Annotated in this window: 20 protein-coding genes; 2 read left to right on the top strand and 18 right to left on the bottom strand. The window is 64.8% G+C overall.

The genetic code is table 11. The features are described from left to right. Positions 1–121 precede the first annotated feature (121 nt). From DNK89_RS00720 to DNK89_RS00635, 17 genes are all read right to left on the bottom strand, one after another. A complete protein-coding gene (locus tag DNK89_RS00720) occupies positions 122–1,063 on the bottom strand; it encodes a glutathione S-transferase family protein (protein ID WP_110958505.1) in 942 nt (313 codons plus the stop codon). 213 nt (positions 1,064–1,276) lie between these two features. Beyond that, positions 1,277–2,944 (bottom strand): isovaleryl-CoA dehydrogenase, encoded by a 1,668-nt coding sequence (locus tag DNK89_RS00715; protein WP_203422170.1) that lies wholly within the window; start codon positions 2,942–2,944, stop codon positions 1,277–1,279. Positions 2,945–2,998: 54 nt separating this feature from the next. Continuing rightward, entirely contained in the window at positions 2,999–3,451 is a 453-nt protein-coding gene (locus tag DNK89_RS00710) for a GNAT family N-acetyltransferase (protein ID WP_110958504.1), read from the bottom strand. Further along, positions 3,451–4,467, bottom strand: a complete 1,017-nt coding sequence (locus DNK89_RS00705) for an NADP-dependent oxidoreductase (RefSeq protein ID WP_015014379.1) — start codon at positions 4,465–4,467, stop codon at positions 3,451–3,453. The genes DNK89_RS00710 and DNK89_RS00705 overlap by 1 nt, the downstream gene beginning before the upstream one ends. A 114-nt stretch (positions 4,468–4,581) precedes the next feature. Next, positions 4,582–5,013 carry a PaaI family thioesterase gene (locus DNK89_RS00700; RefSeq protein WP_110958503.1) on the bottom strand — a complete coding sequence of 144 codons (432 nt, stop codon included), beginning with the start codon at positions 5,011–5,013 and terminating at the stop codon, positions 4,582–4,584. 153 nt (positions 5,014–5,166) lie between these two features. Then, positions 5,167–5,958: an SDR family oxidoreductase gene (locus DNK89_RS00690; RefSeq protein ID WP_110958502.1), complete on the bottom strand. Its 792-nt coding sequence runs from the start codon at positions 5,956–5,958 to the stop codon at positions 5,167–5,169. A gap of 160 nt (positions 5,959–6,118) precedes the next feature. Continuing rightward, positions 6,119–6,328, bottom strand: a complete 210-nt coding sequence (locus DNK89_RS00685; protein ID WP_110958501.1) for a hypothetical protein — start codon at positions 6,326–6,328, stop codon at positions 6,119–6,121. After that, positions 6,328–8,196: an acyl-CoA dehydrogenase gene (locus tag DNK89_RS00680; RefSeq protein WP_110958500.1), complete on the bottom strand. Its 1,869-nt coding sequence runs from the start codon at positions 8,194–8,196 to the stop codon at positions 6,328–6,330. Before DNK89_RS00680 ends, DNK89_RS00685 begins: the two co-directional genes overlap by 1 nt. 115 nt (positions 8,197–8,311) lie before the next feature. Next, on the bottom strand, positions 8,312–8,812 hold the full coding sequence (locus DNK89_RS00675; RefSeq protein ID WP_238990648.1) for a PaaI family thioesterase: 501 nt from the start codon (positions 8,810–8,812) through the stop codon (positions 8,312–8,314). A gap of 3 nt (positions 8,813–8,815) precedes the next feature. Next, positions 8,816–9,991, bottom strand: coding sequence for an acetyl-CoA C-acyltransferase (locus DNK89_RS00670; RefSeq protein WP_110958499.1), 1,176 nt, complete (start codon positions 9,989–9,991; stop codon positions 8,816–8,818). A gap of 41 nt (positions 9,992–10,032) precedes the next feature. Continuing rightward, complete coding sequence (locus DNK89_RS00665) at positions 10,033–12,132, bottom strand: 3-hydroxyacyl-CoA dehydrogenase NAD-binding domain-containing protein (RefSeq protein ID WP_110958498.1); 2,100 nt, start codon at positions 12,130–12,132, stop codon at positions 10,033–10,035. A gap of 365 nt (positions 12,133–12,497) precedes the next feature. Continuing rightward, a complete protein-coding gene (locus tag DNK89_RS00660) occupies positions 12,498–13,193 on the bottom strand; it encodes an ABC transporter ATP-binding protein (RefSeq protein ID WP_060987409.1) in 696 nt (231 codons plus the stop codon). Between the two features lies 1 nt (position 13,194). Beyond that, positions 13,195–13,980: an ABC transporter ATP-binding protein gene (locus DNK89_RS00655; protein WP_056645290.1), complete on the bottom strand. Its 786-nt coding sequence runs from the start codon at positions 13,978–13,980 to the stop codon at positions 13,195–13,197. A 2-nt stretch (positions 13,981–13,982) separates the two neighbouring features. Beyond that, positions 13,983–15,305, bottom strand: coding sequence for a branched-chain amino acid ABC transporter permease (locus DNK89_RS00650; RefSeq protein WP_060987410.1), 1,323 nt, complete (start codon positions 15,303–15,305; stop codon positions 13,983–13,985). 4 nt (positions 15,306–15,309) lie between these two features. Next, the gene (locus DNK89_RS00645) at positions 15,310–16,263 is read right to left on the bottom strand and encodes a branched-chain amino acid ABC transporter permease (RefSeq protein WP_015014390.1); all 954 of its coding nucleotides are present in this window, start codon (positions 16,261–16,263) and stop codon (positions 15,310–15,312) included. A gap of 95 nt (positions 16,264–16,358) precedes the next feature. Beyond that, positions 16,359–17,591 (bottom strand): branched-chain amino acid ABC transporter substrate-binding protein, encoded by a 1,233-nt coding sequence (locus DNK89_RS00640; protein ID WP_060987411.1) that lies wholly within the window; start codon positions 17,589–17,591, stop codon positions 16,359–16,361. A 187-nt stretch (positions 17,592–17,778) separates the two neighbouring features. After that, positions 17,779–19,422: a 3-(methylthio)propionyl-CoA ligase gene (locus tag DNK89_RS00635; RefSeq protein ID WP_110958497.1), complete on the bottom strand. Its 1,644-nt coding sequence runs from the start codon at positions 19,420–19,422 to the stop codon at positions 17,779–17,781. A gap of 288 nt (positions 19,423–19,710) precedes the next feature. On the opposite strand from DNK89_RS00635, the gene DNK89_RS00630 reads away from it, so the two are divergent. Further along, the gene (locus tag DNK89_RS00630; protein ID WP_110958496.1) at positions 19,711–20,397 is read left to right on the top strand and encodes a Crp/Fnr family transcriptional regulator; all 687 of its coding nucleotides are present in this window, start codon (positions 19,711–19,713) and stop codon (positions 20,395–20,397) included. Positions 20,398–20,443: 46 nt separating this feature from the next. Here the strand turns inward: DNK89_RS00630 and DNK89_RS00625 are convergent, their stop codons facing one another. After that, positions 20,444–22,177, bottom strand: a complete 1,734-nt coding sequence (locus tag DNK89_RS00625) for a carboxylesterase/lipase family protein (RefSeq protein ID WP_110958495.1) — start codon at positions 22,175–22,177, stop codon at positions 20,444–20,446. A 185-nt stretch (positions 22,178–22,362) separates the two neighbouring features. On the opposite strand from DNK89_RS00625, the gene DNK89_RS00620 reads away from it, so the two are divergent. Continuing rightward, on the top strand, positions 22,363–23,430 hold the full coding sequence (locus DNK89_RS00620; protein WP_110958494.1) for an AraC family transcriptional regulator: 1,068 nt from the start codon (positions 22,363–22,365) through the stop codon (positions 23,428–23,430). Positions 23,431–23,444: the final 14 nt, after the last annotated feature.

Genomic DNA, 23,444 nt, shown 5'->3' with positions numbered 1-23,444 from the left:
GGATGATGGGGTGCGGTCGTGAAACACGGGACGGCTCTGATGCCGACACCTAGCTTCGACCAACGCCGCCCGAACGCGCAGAGCGCATCGGGCGCAATGCGATCAAAAAGGCGGGCGTTTTTCAGGGCGCCGACGTCACCGGCCGCAGCACGTAGCCGATGCGGGGGAAGTGAACGTGCACCGTACCCGCGCGCGGGTCGGTACGGCGCAGCGTGTAACGGGTGCGGGTGGCGGCAATCAGCTCACCTTCGGTTGGCTCGGTGCCAAAGCTCTCGGCGGCAATCGTGACCTGGCTGCCCAGCGGTATGCCGTGCTCGTCCTGGAATACATCGTCGGTCAGCGGCAGCGGCTCCATGCCGGCGGCCACGGTGATGGCGTCGGCAGCGCTGAACTTCTCCATGCGGCCATGGCCCAGTGCGGCGAGGCGGTCCATCCACTCCAGCACGGCGGGCGTGGCGGCAAAGATGTCGGCCATCACCGGCACGCATTGGCGCGTGAACCACAGCGGGTGGTAGGCCGCAAAGTCGGCCAGACAGGGCTCGGCGCCGAACAGGAACTCATGCTCTTCGGCCATGTGGGCGATGCGGCGCAGGTACGAACGGTAGGCGGCCGTGGCGTCGGCCGGGCGCAGGCGCTGCATGCCTGCGCTCATCTCGCGGCGGTCCTCGCCAAATACCTGCGCAGCGGCGGGCGGCAGGTTGGCAAACAGCACCGCTGCGCCCTTGGGCTGCAGGTTGTAGGCCATGGCCGCCCAGAACAACGTGGAATCGGCCCATTGCGCAAACACGCGCGCCACGCCTTTGAGGTGCGGCGGGTACAGCACGGGCTCGGGCTGTTCGTGCTCCAGCACGTCACAGATAAGGGCCGAGTCGCAATAGATGTCGGCGCCGATCTGCAAGAACGGCGTCTTGCGGTATCCACCGGTCAGTGCCACCACATCGGGCTTGGGCATGACGCTGGGGATGATGACGGACTTCCAGGCCAGTTGCTTGAAGCCCAGCACCGCACGAATCTTTTCGGAAAACGGGGACGACGGGTAGTGGTGCAGGATGAGGTGGGACATGGGGTACTCCTCGAAAGACTGATCAGTTATCTGAAGCGATTGAATTCGGTAACAACGGTCGGGCTTGTCTCGGCCGAGGCCAGTGCCCCCGCGCAAGGGCCGCCAAGCCGCGTATGCGGCGCTTCGCTTGTGTGCGCTGGGGGCGTCCCCCTCCCGACTCACGCAGTGAGTCGAGTGAGGGGGAAGGCGCGAAGCGACTCAGGGGGGGGTGTTTCATTCTGGCAGCGCGCGCGCCAGGATGGCGTCAAGGTTGACACCCGCGCCCAGCGTGCCAAAGCTGTAGCCCCAGTCGCCGGAAAGGCGCGAGTCGCAAAACGCGCGGAACACGGCGCCGGGCGCACTGCGCAGCAGCAGGGCCGCCTGCACAGCCAGCGCCACATCTTGCGCAAGGCGCCGGGCCTCGGCCTCGGTGGTCATGGCGTCCACGCGCAGGGGCAAGGCACCTGCCAGACGGTCCAGCGCGGGGTGGGCGCCACGTGCGGGGGCCAGTTCGGCATCGAGCGCGGCGGCGGCATCGGCGCGGCGCACGGCGCGCATCAGATCCAGCGCCATGATGTTGCCCGCGCCTTCCCAGATGGAGTTGAGCGGCATCTCGCGGTAGATGCGGGCCATCACGCCCTCGCCGCCCTCCTCGACATAGCCATTGCCGCCCAGGCATTCCATGGCTTCTTGCGCAAACACGCTGCCACGTTTGCACACCCAGAACTTGGCCACGGGCGTGAGCAGGCGGGCCATCACCGCCTCATGCTCGCTCTTGTCCTTCTGGTCAAAAGCGCTTGCAAGCCTTATGGATAAAGCGGTAGCCGCTTCACTTTCCAGCGCCAAATCGGCCAGCACATTGCGCATCAGCGGCTGCTCGATGAGCTTCTTGCCAAAGGCCGAACGCTGGCGCGTGTGGTGCAGCGCGATGCTGAGCGCCTGCCGCATGAGGCCGCTGGTGCCCAGGGCGCAGTCCAGCCGCGTCATGGTGCCCATCTCCAGGATCTGCGCCACACCCCGGCCCTCCTCGCCCACGCGCCAGGCCATCGCGTCGATGAACTCGACCTCGGAGCTGGCGTTGGCGTGGTTGCCCAGCTTGTCTTTCAGGCGCTGGATGCGGATCGCATTGACCGTGTCATCGGGCAGCACACGCGGCAGGAAAAAGCAGGTGAGCCCGCCGGGTGCCTGCGCAAGGATCAAGAACGCATCGCACATGGGCGCGGAAAAGAACCACTTGTGCCCCATGATGCGATAACGCGCGCCCCAGGCATCGTCGCCATCGGGCACGGCCTGGGTGGTGTTGGCGCGCACGTCCGATCCGCCTTGCTTCTCGGTCATGCCCATGCCCATGGTGAGCGCGGATTTCTGCGAGAACAGCGCCAGGCGCGGGTCGTACTGTGTGGCGGCAAGGCCCTTGTTCCAGTCGGCCCAGACGGCGGCGTTGCCCCGCAAGGCAGGCGTGACGGCGTAGCTCATCGACACCGGGCAGAGGATGGACGGCTCCGCCTCGGTAAACAGCATGAAGCCCGCCGCGCGCTCCACATGCGCGTGGCCTGTGTCCTGGCGCGACCAGGGCGTGGCGTGCAGGCCGTGGCGCAGCGCGGCGCCCATCAGCGCATGGTAGCTGGGGTGGAACTCCACCACATCGGTGCGGTGGCCAAATCGGTCGTGCGTGCGCAGCTGGGGCTTGTGGGTGTTGGCCAGGCGCGCGTGGGTCAGCATCTCGGCCGAGCCCATCTCGGCGCCCAGCGCGGTGAGGCCCGCCACACCCAGGTCGGGTGCGTGCAGGCGCAGCGCGTCCTGCAGCGGCTGGTTGGTGGTGAACAGGTTCACGTCCGCCCACGGCGTGCTCTGGTTGAAGACGTCATGGGTACGCGCCAGGGTGGCGGTGGGCAAGGTCATGTCGGCTCCTTCACGGGTGGGCGGGGGTGAATGATCGCGGGGGCTGCGGCGGCGTCAGCCCGCCTTTCTCAGCATTTCAACGTGCGGGATATCGTCTTCCAGGTATTCGTCGGACAAGGCCTCGAAGCCCAGGCTGCCGTAAAAGCCCCGCAGGTGCGCCTGCGCGCTGATGCGGATGTCCCGGCCCGGCCAGGCCTGGCTGCAGCGGGCAATGCCCTCCTGCATCAGCGCCCGGCCCGTGCCGTTGCCGCGCGCCTCCTTAGAGGTGACCACGCGGCCGATGGAGGGCTCGGGGTAGTTCACGCCCGGGTCCACCACGCGCAGGCAGGCTTGCAGCGCACCCGCCTCGTCATAGCCCAGCAGGTGGTGGGACTGCTTGTCGGCACCGTCCGGGTCCTGGTACGGGCCCTGCTCCAGGATGAAGACCTTGCAGCGCAAGGCCAGGGCGTCATGCAGCGCATGCACGCCCAGGTCATCAAAGCGGGCCCAGGTCCACTTCAGCATCATCAGATCAGCTTGACCAGTTGCTTGCCGAAGTTCTTGCCCTTGAGCAAGCCGAGGAAGGCCTCTGGTGCAGCCGCAATGCCTTGGGCAATGGTTTCGCGCGGGCGCAGCTTGCCGGTGCCCACCAGCGTGCCCAGTTCCTTCAGCGCGTCGGGCCAGACTTCCATGTGTTCGCTCACGATGAAGCCCTCGACCTTCATGCGGTTGATGAGCATGAGTGCAGGGTTGGCCATGGGCAGCGGTGCGCCGTCGTAGCCAGCGATCATGCCGCACAGGGCAATGCGGCTGAAGGCGTTCATGCGCAGCATCACGGCGTCCATGATCCAGCCGCCCACGTTCTCGAAGTAGCCGTCGATGCCGTTGGGGCAGGCTTCCTTCAGCGCCTTGGACATCGCCTTCACGTCGCTGTGCTGCTTGTAGTCGATGCAGGCGTCAAAGCCCAATTCTTCCACCGCGTACTTGCACTTGTCCGCACCGCCTGCAATGCCCACCGCGCGGCAGCCACGGGCCTTGGCCAATGCGGCAAAGGCGCTGCCCACGGCGCCCGTGGCGGCGCTCACCACCACAGTGTCGCCTTCCTTGGGCGCAATGATCTTGACCAGGCCGTACCAGGCCGTCACGCCGGGCATGCCCACGGCGCCCAGGTAGTGCGACAGCGGCACATGGGTGGTATCCACCTTGCGCAGCGCGCCGGGTTGGTCGGCATTGACCACGCTGTATTCCTGCCAGCCGCCCATGCCCACCACCTTGTCGCCCACGGCGTACTTGGGGTGCTTGCTCTCGGCCACCTCACCCACGGTGCCACCGATCATGACCTCGCCCAGCGCCTGCGACGCAGCGTAGCTCTTGCTCTCGTTCATGCGGCCGCGCATGTAGGGGTCCAGGCTCAAGTAGTGGTGGCGCACCAGCACCTGGCCGTCCTGCAGCGGGGGCGTGTCGGTGGCGACCAGCTTGAAGTTACTGGCCACCGCTTCGCCCTGGGGGCGGTTGTCGAGAACGATTTGTTGGTTGCGTGGCATGGAAAGCTCCTTCAGAAAATTCAATACTATTTTTTTGATAGCTGCCAGCGCATGTATTCATTGCGCTTGCAGGCAAAAAGGCTCTAAACCCTGCTGGTGACCTCGCCCACCGACTCAGTCGGTGGAGATGACCTTGAGGTCATTCACATTGCGCCCGTCCACCGGCAGGCGCTTGACGTACTTGAACGTGCCGGTGGCGTGGCAGCACACCTTGCCCTGGGCGTCGTACACCGTGCCCTCAGTGAACGCCATGGTGGCCGTGCGGTGAATCAGCCGCCCCTTGGCCACCAGCGGCCCGCGTGCGGGTTGCATGAAGCTGGTCTTCATCTCGATGGTGACCACGCCCATGTCCGGCGTCACGCTGCGCGCGGCCGTCGCCATGGTCACGTCCAGCAGCGTCATCGACGCGCCGCCGTGGGTCACGGCAAACGAGTTCAGGTGCTCGGGCCTGGCTTCGTAACGCAGCTCGGACTCGCCGTCCTCCATGCGGTGCAGCGTGAAGCCGAGGTGGCTGACAAAGGGGATTTCGACACCGAAACTTTTCAAGGGATTTCCTCAGTACACGAACTCGAAAACTGGCGCGGCACAGGCGAGGGACGCAGAGCAAGGGCCGCCCCGCAGCGATTGCGTCGTCCCCCTTCCCGAATCGCACAGCGATTCGAGAGAAGGGGGAAGCGGCGCAGCCGCTCAGGGGGATGCTCACCCTCCAGTAACGATACTCACCCCGCCATCCACCGCCAGCCACTGGCCGGTGATGTGCTTGCCCGCATCCGACGCATACAGCGCGCACAGGCCCTTCAGGTCTTCATCATCGCCCAGGCGGCCCAGCGGGGCGTGCGCGGCCAGCGCCTCTTCGCCCATGGCCTTGAGCGTGCCCACCGTCATCTTGCTCGGGAAGAAGCCCGGGCAGATCGCGTTGACGCGGATGTTGTACGCCCCCCATTCGGCCGCCAGCGCCCGCGTGAAGTTGATCACCGCGCCCTTGGAGGTGTTGTAAGCGATGGTGTTCATGCCCTTGGGGTTGCCACCCAGGCCCGCGATGGACGCCACGTTGATGATGCTGCCGCTGCGGCGGCCGATCATGCTGTGCTTGGCGATGTGCTGGCTCAGGATGAAGTAGCCGCGCACGTTGAGGTTCATCACCTTGTCCCACGCTTCCACGGGGTGGTCTTCGGCCGGGGCGCCCCAGGCGGCACCGGCGTTGTTGACGAGGATGTCCACATGGCCCAGGCGCTGCAGGGTCTCGTCAGCCAGGCGGCGGATGTCTTCTTCCTTGGCGCAGTCGGCGGCGATCCAGCTGGCCTCGATGTCGGCGGCCTTCAGGTCGGCAGCGGCTTCTTCCAGGTCGGAGGCCTTGCGCGAGCTGAGCACGATCTTGGCGCCCGCCTCGCCCAGCGCATGCGCCAGTTGCAGGCCCAGGCCGCGCGAGCCGCCGGTCACCAGGGCGGTCTTGCCCGTCAGGTCAAACAGTTGTTGGATGGTGCGTGTCATGTGAATGTCTCCTTGGATTTTTGCCAGTCGATAGATGTTCTCAGACCACAGCCCGGCGCTGGGATGCGCCAGCCAGGGGGTGGAATACAGGCAGCCATTGTGCGGCGCCAGAAGGCTGCATTGTGTCGCCGCCGCGTCGGCGCGGCGGCAAAAGACAGCGTCAGCCCTGGGGGTCGGCCTTGAGCCGCGCGCGCACGGCGATCAGCACCACGCCCACGGCCACCACCACGCCCCCACCCACCATCAGTACCCAGCCGGTGGATGCGTCGGTGCGCGCAGTGGCAATGCCCAGCACCAGCGTGAGCAGGCCGCCATAGATCAGCACCCAGATGAGTTTTTGCAAGCGCTGCAATGTGCTCGGAGCCGCCATCAGAACGCCTCTTCCGGAAAGCTGGCGCAGGTCGCGTCGCGCGTGCTGACCACTTGCAGCCAGGCGCCGATCTTGGGCAGCTCGTAATGGAAAAAGAAGCGCATGGCGCCCATGCGGCCCATGCTGGCGGGCTGTGCCAGCGCGGCATCGGCCGCCAGCGTAGCCAGAGCCACGTCCAGCCACACCCAGGCCAGCACCGTGTGGCCGAAGGCTTGCATGTACGGCACGGCGTTGGCGAGCGCATCCGCCGGTTGCCCTGTGGCCCAGGCGGCCTTGGTGGCGGCGCCCACGTCCTGCAGCGCCTTGCCCAGCGCGTTGGCGTGGGCAGCGAGTGCGGGCACCTGGATAGCGCGCTCGATGGTGGCGTTGATGCGCCCGGCCAGCAGCTGCAGGCCCCGGCCGCCTTCCATCAGCACCTTGCGGCCCAGCAGGTCCATGGCCTGGATGCCGTGGGTGCCTTCGTGGATCATGTTCAGCCGGTTGTCGCGCCAGTACTGCTCCACCGGGAAGTCGCGCGTGTAGCCATAGCCGCCATGGATCTGGATGGCCAGGCTGTTGGCCTCCAGGCACCATTCGCTGGGCCAGCTCTTGGCGATGGGGGTCAGCACCTCCAGCAGCAGGCGGGCCTCGTCGGCCGCTGCGGCATCGCCCGTATGTTGCTCGTCCACCAGCCGCGCGCAGAACAGGTTGAGCGCCAGCGCGCCCTCGCCGTACGACTTTTGCGCCAGCAGCATGCGCTTGACGTCTGCGTGCTCGACGATGCGCACCTGGGGCTGGGCGGCATCCTTGACCACCGCTGCGGCGCCGTCTTTCGGACCTTGAACTGGGCGGCCCTGGGGTCGGTTCTTGGCGTAGTCCAGGCTGGCGTAGTAGCCCGCCAGGCCCAGCATGGTGGCAGCCATGCCGATGCCGATGCGCGCCTCGTTCATCATGTGGAACATGCAGTGCAAGCCCTTGCCGGGCTGGCCGACCAGGTAGCCCACGGCGCCCGCCTGGCCGTCCACGGGGTACTTGCCTTCGCCAAAGTTCAGCAGCGTGTTGGTGGTGCCGCGCCAGCCCAGCTTGTGGTTCAGGCCCGCCAGCGCCACGTCGTTGCGCACGCCGGTCAACTGGCCATTGGTGTCCACCAGCTTCTTGGGCACGATGAACAGCGAGATGCCCTTGGTGCCGGGCACCAGCTTGCCGTCCGGCCCCGGGATCTTGGCCAGCACCAGGTGCACGATGTTTTCGGTCAGCTCATGGTCGCCCGAGCTGATCCACATCTTGTTGCCCTTGAGGCGGTAGCGTGGGCCCAGCGGGTCGCTTTCAAAACCCTCCCCATCCGGCACGGCGCGCGTGGCGACATCCGACAAGGACGAGCCCGCCTGCGGCTCCGACAGGCACATGGTGCCCGACCAGCGGCCGTTGAATTCGTTGAGCGCAAACACCTGCTTTTGCAGGTCGGTGCCATGCACCATGAGCAGGTTGGCGTTGCCCGAGGTCAGCAGGTTGGAGCCAATGCTGATCGACGCGGCCGCAAAAAAGCTGTTGGCCGCCGCTTCCACCGTGTAGGGCAGTTGCATGCCGCCAATGTCGTAGTCCTGCGCAGCGCTCAGCAGGCCCGATTCTGCATAGGCGCGCCGTGCCTCGTAGGTGGCCTGCGGCAGCACCACGCGCAGCGTGCCGTCGGGCTCGGTCTCGGTGCGGGGTTCTTCGGTGTCCACCACGCGGTTGAAGGGCGCGTACTTCTCGCGCGCGATGCGCTCGGAGGTGTCGAGCACGGCATCGAAGGTTTCGCGGGAATGGTCTGCAAAGCGCTCGCGGGCTTGCAGCTTCTCGGCGTCCAGCCACTGGTAGAGCAGGAAATCGACGGTGGGACGTAGGCTCATGGCATTTCAGGGTTAAAACGGCCGCAGGCGCAGATAAATCATGCGCCAGTAGCTATCAAATAAGGAGTAAACGGCGCAGGAGTGAGGAGAAACATGCTCCCATCCCATGCCACCATCAGGCGCCCGCAGGGGCCGGCGCTGCGCCATCGCGCGGTGGCAGTGCGGCAATGGTGCCTTGCGCCACGGCGCACAGCTTTTCGGTGCCCGCCTGCACCACAAACACATCGCAGCGGCACACGGCCTGCGCGCGGCCATGGTGCACCGCCTGTGCACGGGCGATAAGCAGTTCGCCCACCGCAGGCCGCAGGTAGTTGATCTTGAACTCGGACGTCACCACGGGCACCCGCATGGCGGTGCCCCCGGCGTACGTCAGGGCGTTGTCGGCCACATAGCTCAGCACGCCCCCGTGCACAAAACCATGCTGTTGCAGCAGCTGGGGCGTGACGGGCAGGTGCAGCTCGCACTGCCCGGGCGACAAGGCATGCAGCCGCGCCCCCACCAGGATGCTGAACGGCTGCGATGCCAGTACCTCACGCCCCATGGCCAGGAAGACCTCGGGCGACACCACGACATCGGGGATGTCGGTGCGCGGTGGCGACGAGGCCTGCCCGGACATGGCTTACAGCACCTCGAAAATGCCTGCAGCGCCCATGCCGCCGCCAATGCACATCGTCACGCACACCTTCTTGGCGCCACGGCGCTTGCCTTCGATGAGGGCGTGGCCCGTGAGGCGCTGGCCCGACACACCATAGGGGTGGCCCAGGGCGATAGCGCCGCCGTTCACGTTCAGGCGATCAGCCGGAATGCCCAGCTTGTCGCGGCAGTACAGCACCTGCACGGCGAAGGCTTCGTTCAGCTCCCACAGGTCGATGTCCTGCACCGTAAGGCCCAGCTTCTTGAGCACCTTGGGCACGGCAAACACGGGGCCGATGCCCATTTCGTCAGGCTCGCAACCCGCCACCGCAAAGCCGAGGAAACGGCCCAGGGGCTTGAGGCCCTTCTTGCTGGCGTACTCTTCGCTGGTGACCACGCAGGCACCAGCACCGTCAGAGAACTGGCTGGCATTGCCGGCCGAGATCAGACCACCGGGCAGCGCCGAGCGCAGGCCGCTGATGGCTTCTACCGTCGTGCCTTCCCGCGTGCCTTCGTCCTTGCTCACCGTCACTTGCTTGGTGATCAGGCCCAGGGTCTTGTCAGCCACACCGGCCGTCACGGTGATGGGGACGATTTCTGCATCGAACAAGCCGTTGGCCTGAGCGGCGCAGGCCTTTTGCTGGCTGGCAGCGCCGTATTCGTCCATGGCTTCGCGGCCGATGTTGTAGCGCTTGGCCACTTGCTCGGCGGTCTGCAGCATGCTCCAGTAGATCTCTGGCTTTTGCTTGGCCAGGGCCAGGTCCTGGATCATGTGCAGGTTCATCTCTTGCTGCACGCAGGAGATGCTTTCGACGCCACCAGCCACAAACACATCGGCTTCGCCCGCGATGATGCGCTGGGCGGCCATGGCAATGGTCTGCAGGCCGGACGAGCAGAAGCGGTTGACGGTCACGCCCGATGCCGTGATGGGCAGGCCGGCCTTCAGCGCGATCTGGCGTGCGATGTTGCTGCCCGTGGCGCCTTCGGGTGTGGCGCAACCCATGATGACGTCGTCCACGTCAGCGCCGTCGATGCCAGCGCGCTGCACGGCGTGCTGCACGGCATGGCCGCCCAGGGTGGCGCCGTGCGTCATGTTGAACGAACCCTTCCAGCTCTTGGCGAGTGGCGTGCGGGCGGTGGAAACAATCACTGCGGAGGTCATGTGAATTCCTTTGAATCTGTAGATGGGTGCACGCGGGCGGCTTACTGGAAGGCCTTGCCTTCGGCGGCCAGCTTGGCCAGCAGCGGAGCGGGCTTCCAGAACGCTGCGTCGTCCAGCGGGTTCTTGGCAAAACGGTCCATGGCCTGCACCACGTTGAACAGACCCACTTCGCTGGCGTAGTGCATGGGGCCGCCACGGTGGATGGGGAAGCCGTAGCCGGTCAGGTACACCATGTCGATGTCGCCGGACTTGCTGGCAATGCCGTCTTCAAGGATGTGCGCACCTTCGTTGACCAGGGCGAACACCAGGCGTTGCACGATTTCTTCGTCCGAAATCTTGCGGGGCGTGATGCCGAGTTCCTTGCGGTGGTCTTCGATCATCTTGTTGACCAGGTCGCTCGGGATCGCATCGCGCTTGCCAGCCTGGTAGTCGTACCAGCCTGCGCCGGTCTTCTGGCCAAAGCGGCCCAGTTCACACAGCTTGTCGGCGGTGCGGCTGTACTTCATGTCGGCGCGCTCGACGGCGCGGCGCTTGCGGATGGCCCAGCCGATGTCGTTGCCGGCCAGGTCGCCCATGCGGAACGGGCCCATGGCAAAGCCGAACTTCTCGATGGCCTTGTCCACCTGCTGCGGCGTGCAGCCTTCGTCCAGCAGGAAGCCGGCCTGGCGGCTGTACTGCTCGATCATGCGGTTGCCGATGAAGCCATCGCACACGCCCGAGACCACCGAGGTCTTCTTGATCTTCTTGCCGATGGCCATCACGGTGGCCAGCACGTCCTTGGCGGTCTCCTTGCCACGCACCACTTCCAGCAACTTCATCACGTTGGCGGGGCTGAAGAAGTGCATGCCCACCACGTCCTGCGGACGCTTGGTGAAGGCGGCGATCTTGTCCACGTCGAGTGTGGAAGTGTTGGAGGCCAGGATGGCGCCAGGCTTGGCCACAGCGTCGAGCTGCTTGAACACCGCTTCCTTCACGCCCATCTCTTCGAACACGGCCTCGATGATCAGGTCGCAGTCCTTGAGGTCGTCGTAGCTCAGCGTGGTGCTCAGCAGGGCCATGCGCTGCTCGTACTTGTCTTGCTTCAGCTTGCCCTTCTTGACCTGGGCTTCGTAGTTCTTCTTGATCGTGGCCATGCCACGGTCCAGGGCTTCCTGCTTCATTTCCAGAATCTTGACGGGGATACCCGCGTTCAGGAAGTTCATGGAAATGCCGCCGCCCATGGTGCCGGCGCCAATCACGCCCACCAGCTTGATGTCACGCTTGGGGGTGTCGGATGCGACATCGGGAATCTTGCTGGCTGCACGCTCTGCCATGAACAGGTGGCGCAGTGCGCGCGACTCGGGCGTCCACATCAGGTTGATGAAGATTTCGCGCTCGACCAGCATGCCTTCGGCAAACTTCTTCTTGGTGGCAGCTTCAACAGCGTCCACACACTTGGCGGGCGCGGGGAAGTTCTTGGCCATGCCCTTGACCATGTTGCGCGCGAACTGGAAGTACGCATCGCCTTCGGGGTGCTTGCAAGGCAGGTTGCGCACCAGGGGCAGAGGACGGGCATCGGCCACGCTCTGCGCAAACTCCAGGGCTTCTGCCGCCAGCGACTCGGCCGATGCGGCCATCTTGTCGAACAGCTTTTGGCCGGGCACGGCGCCGATCATTTCGCTCTTGACGGGCTCGCCGCTCACGATGAGGTTGAGCGCGGCTTCGACACCAATCACGCGGGGCAGGCGCTGCGTGCCACCTGCGCCGGGGATCAGGCCCAGCTTGACTTCGGGCAGTGCGATCGAGCAGCCAGGCGCTGCAATGCGGTAGTGGCAGCCCAGGGCCAGCTCCAGCCCGCCGCCCATGGCGACGCTGTGCATGGCGGCCACGACGGGCTTGGCCGAGTTTTCGATGGCGGCAATCACCGACAGCAGGTTGGGTTCTTGCAGCGACTTGTCGGTGCCGAACTCCTTGATGTCGGCGCCGCCAGAGAACGCACCACCGGCGCCGGTGATCACGATGGAGGTGACCGCTGCATCGGCATTGGCACGGCCAAGGCCGTCCACGATGCCCTGGCGGGTCGCCAGACCGAGTCCGTTGACGGGAGGGTTGGTCATGGTGATCACGGCAACGGAGCCGTGGACTTTGTATTCAGCGGTCATGGTGCTGTTGTTCCTTGGAAAGTGAAAAAGAACGATCGTGCGTTTTTATTGTAGAGACTTCAAAACCATTTGGCGTGTCAATTTGTCCCGGGCGGGACAAGGGGGTATCAGACATCCCCAGAAGAGCAGATTCCGGCAGGCAAAAAAAAGGCGCCACCGAAGACCGGGCACCTCTATAGATCACAGTTGGCGGAGCGCCTTCCAGTGCGTCCGCCCTGCCCCGGACCTTAGAAACTGGCGCGCCCCGAGACCAGGGCAGCCGAGCAAGGGCCGCCCCGCAGCGAGGGCTGCGTCCCCCTTCCCGAATCGCGCAGCGATTCGAGAGAAGGGGGGAAGGCGCGCAGCACCTCAGGGGGATCGCCCCGCTAAACTTCAAGCCACTCTTTGCGGATGTAGCTGTCGGCCCGCAGGCTGTCCGGTGTGCCCTGGAACACGATGGAGCCGTGCCCCATCACCAGTGCGCGGTCCGAGATCTTCATCGCGATGGTCAGCTTCTGCTCGATCAGCAGCACCGAAATGCCGCGCGACTTGATGGTCTGCAGGTACTGGCCTACCAGCTCGACGATCTTGGGCGCGAGACCCTCTGTGGGCTCGTCAATGATGATCAGGTCGGGGTCGCCCATGAGCGTGCGGCACAGGGTCAGCATCTGCTGCTCGCCGCCGGACATCACGCCCGCCTCGGTGTGCTGGCGCTCCTTGAGGCGGGGGAACATCTCGTACATGTCGTCGAACGACCAGCGGCTGTTCTTGCCACTGCCCTTCTGGCCGAGCATCAGGTTCTGGTGCACGGTGAGGTTGGGGAACACGTCGCGGCTTTCCGGCACGTAGCCCACCCCCAGGTGCGCAATCTCGTAGGCCTTTTTGCCGTTGAGGTCCTGCCCCTTCCAGTTGAGGGTACCTTCCCAGTCCACCAGGCCCATGATGGCCTTGGCGGTGGTGGAGCGGCCCGAGCCATTGCGCCCCAGCAGGGCCACGATTTCGCCGGGCTGCACGTCAAAGGTCACGCCATGCAGCACATGGCTTTTGCCGTAGTAGGCGTGGAGATTTTCGATTTTCAGCATGTCAGTGTCCCGCCCCCTGCTCTTCCGCGATGACCGATCCCAGGTAGGCCTCTTGCACGCGCTGGTTGGCGCGCACCTTGTCGGGCGTGTCAAAGGCAATCACCTCGCCGTACACCACCACGGCGATCTTGTCGGCCAGGCCAAACACCACGCCCATGTCGTGCTCCACCGTGAGCAGCGTGCGGCCTTCGGTCACTTCCTTGATGAGGTGGATGAAGCGCGAGGTTTCGGTCTTGCTCATGCCGGCCGTAGGCTCGTCCAGCAGGATCACGTTGGCACCGCCCGCGATGGTGATGCCGATCTCCAGCGCGCGTTGCTCGGCGTAGGTGAGGTTCATGGCCAGCGTGTCGCGCTTCTTGTCGAGCTTGATCATTTCCATGAGCTGCTTGGCCCGCTCGTTGGCATCGTGCAGGTTCGACAGGAAGCGCAGGAACGTGTACTTGTAGCCCATGCTCCACAGCACGCCGCAGCGCAGGTTCTCGAACACCGACAGCTTGGGGAAGATGTTGGTGATCTGGAAGCTGCGCGAAAGCCCGCGCCGGTTGATCTCGTACGGCGCCATGCCATTGATGCGCTGGCCGTTCAGGATCACGTCGCCACTGGTGGGCGCGAAGCGCCCGCTGATCAGATTGAACAGCGTGGACTTGCCGGCACCGTTGGGGCCGATGATGGCCACGCGCTCACCGGGCGCGACGGCCAGGTTGGCGCCGCGGATGATCTCGGTCTTGCCAAAGCTCTTGCGCAGGTCGCGCAGTTCGAGCGCATAGGTTGCGTTGTCAGCCGCCATGGTTACAAAGCCTCCCCACGCTTGATTTCATGTTCTATTTCTTCCTGGATCCGGCTCCACTGACGCACAAACTGGCGGCGGCAGAGTTCAAACAGGGCAAAGCCCGTCACCATCACAAACACCGCGCCAAACCAGCTGGTAAAGCCCTTGGCATTGAGCGTGGCGCCCAGGAAGGTCAGCTCTGGCCCCAGCGCTGCATTGAGCTGCAAGTGGTAGGTCATCTCGATCATGCAGGCCGCGCCCATCACACCTACCAGGGCGGTACCGCCCAGGGCCAGGTACGAGGTCCACAGCTGGCGCAGCTTGCCAAACTTGGCCAGGCGCAGGTTCATCATGATCAGGCTGGCCACGCCGCCGGGTGCGTACATCACCATGAACAGGAACACCAGCCCAAGGTACAGCAGCCAGGCCTTGGACAGCTCGGACAGCAGCACCGACGCCAGCACCAGCAACACCGCACCAATGATGGGACCGAAGAAGAACGTGGCCCCACCCAGGAAGGTGAACAGCAGATAGCCACCCGAGCGCACCACGTTCAGGCTGTCGGCACCCGTCACGATCTCGAAGTTGATCGTGGCCAGGCCACCACCAATGCCGGCAAAGAAGCCAGCGATGATGAAGGCGAAGTAGCGCACCCGCTGCGTGTTGTAGCCGATGAACTCCACACGCTCAGGGTTGTCGCGCACGGCATTCAGGATGCGGCCCAGCGGTGTGCCGGTGAAGGCAAACATGGCCGCCGTGCAAATGAAGCAGTACACGGCAATCAGGTAGTACACCTGGATCGCAGGGCCGAAGGTGATGCCGAAGAACGACTGGCCGTACACGCGGTCGGTGGTGATGCCGCCTTCGCCCCCGAAGAACTCGGGGAACATCAGCGCCATCGAGGCCACCAGCTCGCCAATGCCCAGCGTGATCATGGCAAACGTGGTGCCCGACTTCTTGGTCGTGACAAAACCCAGCAAGATCGCAAAGAACGCCCCCGCCAGTCCGCCCACGATGGGGATGAGCACGAGGGGAATGCTGAAGCTGCCCTTGCCCGCCATGTTCATGGCGTGGATGGCAATGAACGAGCCCAGGCCGGTGTACACCGCGTGGCCGAAGCTCAGCATGCCGCCCTGCCCCAGCAACATGTTGTACGACAGGCAGATGATGATGAGGTAGCCGATCTGCGAGAGCATGGTCAGCGCCAGGCTGCTGCGAAACAGCATGGGCGCGACGATCAGTGCGACGGCAAACAGCGTCCAGATCACAAAGCGCCCCACGTTCCAGGGCTTGAACCGGTAGTGCGACGTGGCACCAGAAACAGGATGAGTGGTCGAATTCATGGCTTCAGTCCTCCCGCGTGCCCAACAGGCCCTTGGGGCGGAAGATCAGGATCAGCACGAGGAACAGGTACGGCAGGATGGGCGCCACCTGGGAAATCGTGAGCTTGAGCAAGGGGTAGCCGAAGGTCTGGTCGGTCACAGCCACACCCACTGCCTTGAAGACGTGGATCAGCGAGTAGTCCAGCGCCACGGCAAAGGTCTGTACCACGCCGATCAGCAGCGAGGCAATGAAGGCTCCGGCCAGCGATCCCATGCCGCCGACCACCACCACCACGAAGATGATGGAGCCCACGGATGCAGCCATCGCAGGCTCGGTGACATAGGTGTTGCCGCCGATCACGCCTGCCAGGCCCGCCAGCGCGGCACCGCCGCCAAACACCAGCATGAAAACGCGCGGCACGTTGTGGCCCAGCGCTTCCACCATCTCGGGGTACTTGAGGGCCGCCTGGATCACCAGCCCGATGCGGGTGCGGGTGAGCAGCAGCCACACCGACAGCAGCATCAAGAGCGCCACCAGCATCACAAACGAACGCGACTTGGGAAACTGCGTGCCGTACAGCGAGAACAACGGCCCCTGCAGTTGCTCGGGCAGGCCGTAAGGCACCGTGGAGCGGCCCCAGACCAGCTGCACGACTTCCAGGATCAGGTACGACAGGCCGAACGTGACCAGCAGCTCGGGCACATGGCCGAACTTGTGCACCCGGCGCAAGGCATAGCGCTCAAATGCCGCGCCCAGCACAAACACCAGCAGCGGAGCCAGCACCAGCGCTGGCCAGAAGCCCACCACCCCGGAGATGGTGAACGCGAAATAGGCACCCAGCATGTAGAAGCTGGTGTGTGCGAAGTTGAGCACGCCCATCATGCTGAAGATCAGCGTGAGGCCAGAACTCAGCATGAAAAGCAGGAGCCCGTAGCTCACGCCGTTCAGCAAAGAGATCACGAAAAACTCAGGATTCATTGGAATTTTTCATCACGGAGGGAAAAAAAAGGCCCGAGTACGTCGGGCCTCGAAGTTCTGACGGCTGGGAACAAGGTCCCAGCGCCAGCGCCACATCAGGGGCGCTTCATCTGGCACGACGTGGGCGTGCTGGCCACGTAGGGTTCGTAGTACTTCAGTGGCACGAAGGTGTAGCCGGTGTTTTCCGAGTCGATGGGGTACTTGCCGCCGGCTTTTTCCCACTTGGAAATGAACAGGCCCTGCTGCAGCTGGTGGTCGGTCTTGCGCATTTCGACTTCACCGTTGAAGCTCTTGAACTTCATGCCTTCGAACGCTGCAGCCACCTTGACGGGGTCGGTGGACTTGGCCTTCACGAAGCCTTCGGACAGCATGGTGAAGGCGTGGTACACGGCACCGGTGTACATGTCGTCGTTAAACTTCTTCTTGTAGTCCACCACGATCTGGTTCAGCGGACCAGGCAGGTTCATGTGGGCGTAAGCCACCATGTACACACGGCCTGCGGCAGCAGCGCCCATGGCGGTCGGGCTGCCAGTGACGGAGCCGTAGTAGGTGTAGAAGTTGACGTTGTTCAGGCCCGCGTCGTTCGCGGCCTTGATCAGCAGCGCCAGGTCAGAGCCCCAGTTGCCGGTGATCACGCTGTCAGCGCCCGATGCCTTGATCTTGGCGATGTAGGGCGAGAAGTCACGCACCTGGGCCAGAGGGTGCAGGTCGTCACCCACGAACTGCACGTCGGGGCGCTTGCGCTGCATCATCTCCTTGGCGAACTTGGAGACCTGGTGGCCGTGCGAGTAATTCTGGTTGATCAGGTAGACCTTCTTGACCTCTGGCAGGTCCTTCATGTAGGTCGTCAGCGCTTCCATCTTCATGGAGGTGTCTGCGTCCAGACGGAAGTGCCAGTAGCTGCACTTGCTGTTGGTGAGGTCTGGGTCCACAGCGGCGTAGTTCAGGAAGAGAACTTCCTTGCCGGGATTGCGCGCGTTGTGCTTTTCGAGCGCGTCCATGATGGCCAGTGCGGGACCAGAGCCATTGCCCTGCACCACGTAGCGCGCACCCTGGTCCATGGCCGAGCGCAGTGCGCTGGTGGTTTCCTGTGGGCTCAGTTTGTTGTCGATGCCGATGATTTCAAATTTGACGCCGGCAGGGTTCTTCTTGTTGAACTCTTCAGCGATGAACTGGAAGCTCTTGAGCTGGTTCGTTCCCACGGCTGCCATCAAGCCAGACAGGGGGTCGAGCCAGGCGATTTTGACCGTCTCGCCCTTTTGAGCGAAGGCCCCGCCAGCGCTTGCCAAGATTACCGAGGCTGCTACAGCCTTAATAGCGAACTTCATGCTTTTGTCTCCTTGTAAATCGACACAACGCAGCGTACCGCGTTGCAACAAAGCGATGCTCAGGGATTGCCCCTACCAGCGTCGCACACGTGACTGGCGCAGCGCTCCCCCGAGCGCGCACCAGCCTGGGGCAGTGCAAAAAATGGCGTTCGCAAACGATGCGCACACATGCATTGCCCCACCCTGATCACAGGCCGGGAAGCTTGTAATCCTTGAGCTGCTCACGCAGCTTGGTCTTGAGCATCTTGCCGGTGGCACCCAGCGGAATGGCATCGACAAACACCACGTCATCGGGGATCTGCCACTTGGCCGTTTTGCCTTCGTAGAAGGCCAGCAGCTCTTCGCGCGTGACCTCCGCACCGGGGCGCTTGACCACGGCCACGATGGGGCGTTCGTCCCACTTGGGGTGCGGCATACCCACACACGCTGCCATGGCAATGGCGGGATGGGCCATGGCGATGTTCTCGATGTCGATGGAGCTGATCCATTCGCCGCCGGACTTGATCACGTCCTTGCTGCGGTCCGTGATCTGCATGAAGCCGTCGGCGTCGATGGTGGCAACGTCACCGGTGGGGAACCAGCCCCGGCCCTGCGCGTCGCGCACCAGCGGGTCGCCGCCCTCGCCCTTGAAGTAGCTGCCCACAATCCAGGGGCCCTTGACCAGCAGGTCGCCGTAGGTCTTTCCGTCCCAGGGCAGCTCGTTGCCGTCGCCGCCCACGATCTTCATGTCCACGCCATAGATCGCACGGCCCTGCTTTTGCAAGATCTTCATCTGCTCGTCCTTGGACATGGCGAGGTGCTTGTTCTTGAGCGTGCACAGCGTGCCCAGCGGGCTCATCTCGGTCATGCCCCAGGCGTGCAGCACCTCCACGCCGTAGTCTTCCTTGAACGCGTGGATCATGGCGGGCGGGCAGGCCGAGCCGCCGATGACCGTGCGGCGCAGCGTGGAGAACTTGAGGCCTGCAGGCTTCATGTGACCCAGCATCATCTGCCACACGGTGGGCACGCCTGCGGCATAGCTCACCTTCTCCGCTTCGATGAGTTCGTAGATGGACTTGCCGTCCATCGCCGGGCCGGGGAACACCAGCTTGCAGCCCGTGAGCGCGGCCGAGTACGGAATGCCCCAGGCATTGACGTGGAACATGGGCACCACCGGCAGCACCGAGTCGCGGGCCGACAGGCACATGACGTCGGGCAACGCCGCAGCGTAGGCGTGCAGCGTGGTGGAACGGTGGCTGTACAGCGCGGCCTTGGGGTTGCCCGTGGTGCCGCTGGTGTAGCACATGCTGGATGCGGAGTTCTCGTCAAACTCGGGCCAAGCGTAGTCGGCCGAGTACGCGCCAATCCAGGCTTCGTAGCTGGTCAGGCCGGGAATACCTGTGTCGGCAGGCAGCTTGTCGGCGTCGCACAGGGCGACCCATTTCTTGACGGTGGGGCACTTGGCATGTACCGCCTGCACGAGGGGCAGGAAGGTAGTGTCAAAGCACAGCACCTGGTCTTCCGCGTGGTTGATGATCCAGGCGATCTGGTCGGGGTGCAGGCGCGGATTGACGGTGTGGAGCACGCGGCCCGATCCGCTCACGCCGAAATACATCTCCATGTGGCGATAGCCGTTCCAGGCCAGCGTGGCCACCCGGTCGCTGAACTGGAGCTTCAGGTCATCCAGCGCATTGGCCAGGCGGCGGGCACGTGCGGCGAGGTCGCGGTACGTGTAGCGATGGATGTCCCCCTCCACCCGTCGGGACACGATTTCGGCGTCGCCGTGGTGGCGCTCTGCGAATTCGATCAGCGACGAAATCAGCAACGGTTGACTCTGCATCAAGCCCAGCATGAATACTCCTTGGATGTTGTAGTGAATGGAACGGTCATCGTAGCGCGCGTACCGGCATCCGGGTGTCGCCCGCGTCGTGCCCCCGCACGCCACTGGGATGAACCCACGCACGCCGCACCACCGCGCTGGCGTGGCATCGGAGGCGGCATGGCTGCACCATCGCCGGACCCCGTGAACCGCTGCGAAGTGTGCGCCCGACAGGCATGGCTGCCAACACTTGTCGTCCCACTGACAAAGGGCAAGGGAATACCCTGAACCGCAGGCACCGCTGCAGCGACAATCAGGCCCATGCTCTGCGCTGCACCTTCTGCCCAACGCTTCATCGCCGCCCAGCCATGGTTCGCGGGCCTGCCTGCCGCCATGCAGGAGCGGCTGCGCGAAGAGGTGTTTGCCGAGCAGGCCGACAAGGGCGCGGTAATGATGCCCGCCGGCAGCGCCGTGCAGGGCTGGCATGCCGTTCTGTCGGGTCTGGTGATGCTGCAGAGCCCCACCAGCAAGGGCCGGTCGTCTGCCTTCATCGGAGTGCCCGATGGCGAATGGTTTGGCGAAGGCTCAGCCATGAAGCCGGAGCCCCGCCGGTACCACGTGGTGGCGCTGCGCCCCACCACCCTGCTGTGCCTGCCACTGCCGCTGTTTGCCACGCTGCGCGAGACAAGTCTGGCGTTCAACCAGTTCCTGGTGCTGCACCTGAACATGCGGCTGGGCCAGGCCATGACCATCATCGAAGCCGGGCGCACCCAGTCCACCGAGCACCGCGTGGCGCTGTACCTCAGCCGCCTGTTCTGGCGCAGCACGCGGCGGCTCAACCTCACGCAGGAGGAGCTGGGGCAACTGGTGGGCTTGTCGCGGCAGACCGTGAACAAGGTGCTGCGCTCGCTGGAGGGCATGGGCATCGTGTCGCTGGACTTCGGGCGGGTGGCCATCGTGGACGACGAGGCGCTGAACGCATACCTCGCCGCCACGGCCGCGCACTGACCACTCGCATCGGGCCAAGGGCTGTTCAACATCGGCAGCGCAAGGGTCATTGCACGCTCAGGCGTGCCGCCTTCTGGTCCGCATCAAAGATGAATTTGCGGGGCCAGGGCTGCCAGGTCTGGCCCAGCGTGGCGTTGTTGGGATCACCGGTGTGCACAAACGCCCGCAGGCTGTCCATCATGGCCCGCGACAGGGCCAGGCGCCCCGGCTGGTTGGCGGTGCTGTTGGTCGCCTTCGCAAACACCGAGGGACCGAAGTTGCCAAACACAAACGGCAGGTCGAACGCATGGGCCGCGCCGTACACATCGTTCCACGGCGCGGGCTGCTGGGCCCAGTTGAACTGGTAGTTCCACACATTGCTCTGCTGGCTGCGCAGGGCGTTCAGCAGGTTGTCGCGGCTGGCGCCAATAAACACATTGCCCAGCAGCTGAGTGCGTGCGTTGTAGCCCGAGCCCGGGGCTGTCACCGGCAGGTAGGACGCATCCAGAATGTCCGCCGCAGTCAGGGAGGTGGGCGCATCGGGGTCAAAGCGCTGCATCATCGCAAAGCGGTCGGCATCGCTGATCTTCATGCCGGGCTTGCCGCCCAGCAGCACCAGGAAGGGGGCAAACAGCTTGCCCTCCTCGGCCGTGTAGCCGGACAGCACAGGCACCTTCTGATAACGCCCCGCTCCGATCTCGGCAATCGGATCGGCCGGCACCACCACACCGTCCGGGATGGGGCCGGAGCCTGTCAGCCCCTTCGCCAGCACCGTCTGCAGGATGACCCGCGCATCCTTGCCGCGCAGGTAGCTGGCCACCTGCGCCGGGGTCCAGCCGGCCACCAGGGTCTGTGCTTCTGGCAAAGCGGGCGCCAGGCCATCGGCCACGGCCAGATGCGCGAGCAGCTGGCTGGCCTGTGTGGCATAGCGAGAGACCGGGTTGAGTGTGGGAATGGACCCGGCGGACAAGTTGGTTGCCAGGGAGACCCCCCCGCTGATCGGCACCAGTTTGTGGAACAGACCGCTGGCCTGCGGCGCCGTCAGCAGCGCCAAGGCATTGATGGCCCCCGCCGACTGCCCCATCAACGTGACATTGCCTGCATTGCCACCAAACCGGGCGATGTTGCCCTGCACGAACCGCAGCGCCTGCACCACGTCCAGCAACGCATAGTTGCCGGTGTAGGCACTGCCGCCCGCGTTGCCTCCACTGCCGTTGTTGCCCGCATGCAGCGCGGGCAACTGCAGATACCCCAGCACATCAAGCCGGTAGTTGGCCGTGACCACGACGGCATTGGCTGACTTGGCCAGCGCCGCGCCGTCGTACACCGGGTCAGCGGTGTAGCCCGAGATGGCACTGCCGCCGTGGATGAAGACCAGCACCGGCAGGTTGTCCTGCGCGGTGGCCGGGCGCCAGATGTTGAGGGTCAGGCAGTCTTCGCTGCCCAATGGAGTGTTCAGCGTCTGACCAATCGTGTCGTCAAAGCGGTTGTTGGCCCCTGGTCCGTAAATGCGGCCCATCTGCAGGCAGGCGTTGCCAAATCGGGTGGCGCTGCGCTCGCCGGTCCAGGCGGCGGGCTCTGCAGGCGGCTGCCAGCGCAGGGGCCCCACGGGGGGTTGGGCGTAGGGAACGCCCTTCCAGGCATAGGTGCCGCTGGTGGCGCTGTCGTCCGTACCGCGCACCGTGCCGTAGCGGGTTTCGCGCAGTTCGGGCGGAGTACCGCCTGAGCCACCACACGCCGTGGTCAGCACGGCGGCGAGACAGGCTGCGCCCCAGCGCAGGCTCTTTGCAAAATAGGCCATGTTGTTTGTCTCCTTCGGGGTTTTCAGGAATGGGGCGGGCCTGCAGAACGCATCACACTCGCGCCTGGGCCCGACCTCGGCGCCGATTGTGGAAACGCCTGGCCTGCAAACCACTATCGCAACCACACCAAAACAGTGACTTCAGAACACCACCCGCGCGTAAACCCTGAGACGGGAGCTTGCCCATGAACCCGCTGCCGCAGCGCACCAGCTCCGCCGCCTGGGTGCGCGGCATTGCCGAGCTGTTTGCGGCCGAGGGCCTGCCGGTGCAGGCCCTGTGCGCGCAGGCCGACATCGATCTGGAGAGCCTGCAGCACCCCCACACCCGCGTGGATGTGGACCGCGTCAGCCGCTTGTGGGAGACCGCGGCCCAGCACTACGACCGCCCAGGGCTGGGCCTGGACCGCCAACTGGCTGCGCGCTACGGCAAGCTGGACTTGGTGGGCCATGCACTCGCCTCGGGGCCCAACCTTCTCGAAGGCTTCAGACACCTGGACCGGCACATGGCGCTGATCTCGGACGCCACCACGTTCTCGATGGAGCGGGACCCGCGCGGTTACTGGTTGGTGCTCAACCACATCGGCGCCTCACGCCCCATACCCCGACAGCGGGTGGAGTTTGCGGTGCTCACCCTGCTGACGCTGTGCGACTGGCTCACCCGGCGCGATCTCACACCCCTGGCCGTGGAGCTGGTCACCCCAGCACCGGCCGACGACACGCGGCATCGCGCGGCATTCGGCGTGCCACCCCGTTTTGGCCAGCCGGTGAACCGCTTTCTGATGGCCGAAGCCGACCTGCTGCAACCCATCCCCACCCACAACCCCAGCCTGTGGGCGCTGCACGAACAACTGGTGGAAACCGAGCTGGGACAACTGGGCCCGCTGGGCCAGTCGCTGGTCAGCGCCAAGGTGCGCACCGAGATATCGCGCATGCTGCACCTGGGCGAACCCCGCCGGGAGGACGTGGCGGCACGCCTGCACCTGACCGACCGCACCCTGCAGCGCCGGCTGCAGGCAGAGTCGGTGAGTTTTCAGCAACTGCTGGACGACACCCGCAGCGAGCTGGCCCGCCAGTACCTGGCCGACCCACGCCGCAGCCTGGCCGAGGTCGCCGACCAGCTGGGGTTCAGCGACCAGAGCAACCTCTTCAGGGCCTGCAAGCGCTGGTTCGGCATGCCGCCAGGCCAGTACCGCCAGCAGCTGGGGCAGCCCGCACCCAGCGCAGCCTTCCTGGCGGCGGCAGCGTCGCTCTAACGGTTGCAGTGCTG

This window comes from Acidovorax sp. ST3, assembly GCF_003231145.1.
GTDB lineage: Bacteria > Pseudomonadota > Gammaproteobacteria > Burkholderiales > Burkholderiaceae_C > Acidovorax.
The sequence above is the reverse complement of the archived record's forward strand: the minus strand, read 5'-3'. Positions and strand labels throughout refer to the sequence as shown.

Excerpts from the sequence above, each read along its gene's own strand:
- DNK89_RS00680 (WP_110958500.1), bottom strand. The coding sequence starts at position 8,196 with ATGAGCCTACGTCCCACCGTCGATTTCCTGCTCTACCAGTGGCTGGAC.
- DNK89_RS00650 (WP_060987410.1), bottom strand. The coding sequence starts at position 15,305 with ATGAATTCGACCACTCATCCTGTTTCTGGTGCCACGTCGCACTACCGG.
- DNK89_RS00710 (WP_110958504.1), bottom strand. The coding sequence starts at position 3,451 with ATGATGCTGAAGTGGACCTGGGCCCGCTTTGATGACCTGGGCGTGCAT.
- DNK89_RS00690 (WP_110958502.1), bottom strand. The coding sequence starts at position 5,958 with ATGACACGCACCATCCAACAACTGTTTGACCTGACGGGCAAGACCGCC.
- DNK89_RS00705 (WP_015014379.1), bottom strand. The coding sequence starts at position 4,467 with ATGCCACGCAACCAACAAATCGTTCTCGACAACCGCCCCCAGGGCGAA.
- DNK89_RS00630 (WP_110958496.1), top strand. The coding sequence starts at position 19,711 with ATGCTCTGCGCTGCACCTTCTGCCCAACGCTTCATCGCCGCCCAGCCA.
- DNK89_RS00665 (WP_110958498.1), bottom strand. The coding sequence starts at position 12,132 with ATGACCGCTGAATACAAAGTCCACGGCTCCGTTGCCGTGATCACCATG.
- DNK89_RS00625 (WP_110958495.1), bottom strand. The coding sequence starts at position 22,177 with ATGGCCTATTTTGCAAAGAGCCTGCGCTGGGGCGCAGCCTGTCTCGCC.
- DNK89_RS00645 (WP_015014390.1), bottom strand. The coding sequence starts at position 16,263 with ATGAATCCTGAGTTTTTCGTGATCTCTTTGCTGAACGGCGTGAGCTAC.
- DNK89_RS00670 (WP_110958499.1), bottom strand. The coding sequence starts at position 9,991 with ATGACCTCCGCAGTGATTGTTTCCACCGCCCGCACGCCACTCGCCAAG.
- DNK89_RS00660 (WP_060987409.1), bottom strand. The coding sequence starts at position 13,193 with ATGCTGAAAATCGAAAATCTCCACGCCTACTACGGCAAAAGCCATGTG.
- DNK89_RS00675 (WP_238990648.1), bottom strand. The coding sequence starts at position 8,812 with ATGTCCGGGCAGGCCTCGTCGCCACCGCGCACCGACATCCCCGATGTC.
- DNK89_RS00635 (WP_110958497.1), bottom strand. The coding sequence starts at position 19,422 with ATGCTGGGCTTGATGCAGAGTCAACCGTTGCTGATTTCGTCGCTGATC.
- DNK89_RS00655 (WP_056645290.1), bottom strand. The coding sequence starts at position 13,980 with ATGGCGGCTGACAACGCAACCTATGCGCTCGAACTGCGCGACCTGCGC.
- DNK89_RS00685 (WP_110958501.1), bottom strand. The coding sequence starts at position 6,328 with ATGGCGGCTCCGAGCACATTGCAGCGCTTGCAAAAACTCATCTGGGTG.
- DNK89_RS00620 (WP_110958494.1), top strand. The coding sequence starts at position 22,363 with ATGAACCCGCTGCCGCAGCGCACCAGCTCCGCCGCCTGGGTGCGCGGC.
- DNK89_RS00715 (WP_203422170.1), bottom strand. The coding sequence starts at position 2,944 with ATGACCTTGCCCACCGCCACCCTGGCGCGTACCCATGACGTCTTCAAC.
- DNK89_RS00640 (WP_060987411.1), bottom strand. The coding sequence starts at position 17,591 with ATGAAGTTCGCTATTAAGGCTGTAGCAGCCTCGGTAATCTTGGCAAGC.
- DNK89_RS00720 (WP_110958505.1), bottom strand. The coding sequence starts at position 1,063 with ATGTCCCACCTCATCCTGCACCACTACCCGTCGTCCCCGTTTTCCGAA.